This is a genomic window from Piscirickettsia salmonis LF-89 = ATCC VR-1361 (assembly GCF_000297215.2).
GTDB classification, from domain to species: domain Bacteria; phylum Pseudomonadota; class Gammaproteobacteria; order Piscirickettsiales; family Piscirickettsiaceae; genus Piscirickettsia; species Piscirickettsia salmonis.
The window spans coordinates 1-2,363 of sequence record NZ_AMFF02000185.1; the positions used below are offsets into that span (position 1 = coordinate 1).

Consider the following 2,363-nt stretch of genomic DNA (forward strand, 5'->3'; position numbering starts at 1 on the left):
TAGCCACAGTAATTCACTCTTAACTTCAGTTGATTACTACACCCTACTCAAATCTAAATTTTTCGCAACAGTGCCACCTAATTGATAAGAATGTACTACATTTAACGGTATGTATAAATTTGGTTTAATCATAATGGTTATGATATGTAATATTTTACTTACTAAAGAATAAATTGAAGTTAGTTAAATTACTTTAATTACTACCAATATTTATTAAATTTACTTTTGTAAAAAGGTGTCAACAGTATGAATGTTAAAAACACCATGAAGCTAGTATTTGGAGTCATTGCTTTTGGTATTTTCATTAGTGTAGCGATGGTACTCGAGCTAAATAATTTACTGAAAAAAGTTGATGAAGAAGCAAAAATTCGTTACCAATCATATCAAGCAGCTGATGAGTTAAGACAAAGCTCTGATGATCTAACGCGCTTAGCAAGAACTTATGTAATTACTGGTGATGAAAAATATAAAAAAATGTATATGGATATTTTATCAATTCGCAATGGCCAGAAAGCACGCCCTCAAAATTACCACAGCATCTATTGGGACTTAGTGCTTGAATATGGTCAAAAACCTAAGCCAGATGGTGAAAAAGTAGCTTTGAAATCAACAATGAGAAAACTTGGTTTTACTGAGCACGAATTCCAATTATTGAAACAGGCTCAACAAAACTCTGATACATTAGTCAAGATGGAAGTCAGGGCAATGAATGCAGTTAAAGGTTTATACCCTGATAGCTCAGGAAACTACTCTCAACATGGCATACCTGACTTAACCACCGCAGCAAAAATATTACATAGCAAAAAGTATCATAATGAAAAATCTAACATTATGATACCAATCAATAATTTTTTTAAAGAACTAGAAAACCGAACCGATCGTCAACTCCGAATAGCAGAACAGAAAGTTGAAAATGTTGTGTTAACTGCAAGTATATCTTTAATTAGTGTACTTGTTATTTCTATACTCGGTTATATAATTTTGAACCACCAAGTCGTTAAGCCGATTGAACAGATGGCTCATGTACTACGGCAAGTTGATAGCAAATCAGATTTAACTTTAAGAGTTGATGAAAATAGCAATAATGAGTTAGAAGTTATAGGTAATAGCATAAACAAAGTGCTGGCTAGCTATGCAAAAACAATTATAAAAATTGGTGAAGTAAATTCGACAATTTCTAGTATCTCTCATTCGATTCAATCTATTACAGAGGAAAATATTAATATGGCAGAAGAGCAAACCGCAGAGGTTAAAATGGCAACCAAAGCCATGGAGGAGATGACTGTAGCGCTTTCAGATGTAGTAAGAAGTACTAATATGGCGGAGCAACATGCTGATAGTGCTGAGAAAGAAGCGTCAACTAGCAAATCGGTTTTTAACAAAACCACTAAGGAGTTTACAGAACTTGAGAGTGAATTTACTATTACTGCTCGAACTATTCAGCAATTAGCGGAAGAGTCAAACAATGTTGGCAATGTCCTTGATGTAATCAAAGCTATCGCTGAACAAACTAACTTATTAGCGCTCAACGCTGCTATTGAAGCGGCTCGCGCTGGTGAGCAAGGTCGAGGTTTTGCAGTAGTTGCTGATGAAGTACGTTCATTAGCTCAGCGTACTCAATATTCCACTGGAGAAATTGAGAGTATTATTTTAATGTTACAAGGCAAAGCTAAAGAATCAACTGAAAATATTCATAGTAGTACTGAAAAAATGCAATCAACTCGCTCCAATATGGGCATCGCTAACGAAGCTTTGAGTACTATTCAAGGGTCTGTTATCGAAATCCATAAGCTTAATACATCGATTGTTACAGCAACTACAGAACAGTTAGAAGTAAGTGATGAAATTTCAGGGAATTTGTCAAATATCAAGCAATTGTCTTTAAGTATGAATACAGTAGTGAACCAACTTGAGCCATTTGTTGTTGATTTGGAAAGAAATGTTGGCGATCTCAATAAAGTAGTTTCTAGTATACGAACATAGTTTTGAGGATTCTGTCGCAATTTGATCATGATGATATGATACTGGTTTTTGTTTAAGGTAAACCATGATCAACTGGTTCTGTCGCAATTTGAAATTTTCACAGAGGAGCACTTTTCTTCAGGCATAGTTAGGCTGAGAGCAAGTAAAATTGCTCATAAGCTGGTTTGTTTTGATGGCAGTGCATCTGTTTTTTCTTCAGCATGCGGTAGAGGGCACTGTTGCAAAAAATTTAGATTTGAGTAGGGTGTAGCAATCAACGGAAGTTAAGAGTGAATTGCTGTGGGTAGACGTAAACGATTTAAGAAGAATCAACCCTTTAAATGGAAGCATTATTCCGGTGAGATCATTCTTTGGCTGGTGCTTTGCACATCCAATATGCC

At 35.2% G+C, this 2,363-nt stretch carries 1 protein-coding gene; it reads left to right on the forward strand.

The genetic code is table 11. From position 1 onward, the window contains the following. The first annotated feature begins 246 nt into the window (after window positions 1-246). Entirely contained in the window at window positions 247-1,983 is a 1,737-nt protein-coding gene (locus C200_RS13070; protein WP_016211987.1) for a methyl-accepting chemotaxis protein, read from the forward strand. The last annotated feature ends 380 nt before the right edge of the window (window positions 1,984-2,363 follow it).

Bases quoted from the DNA above. Each gene is read 5' to 3' on its own strand.
- C200_RS13070 (WP_016211987.1), top strand. From the start codon at position 247: ATGAATGTTAAAAACACCATGAAGCTAGTATTTGGAGTCATTGCTTTT.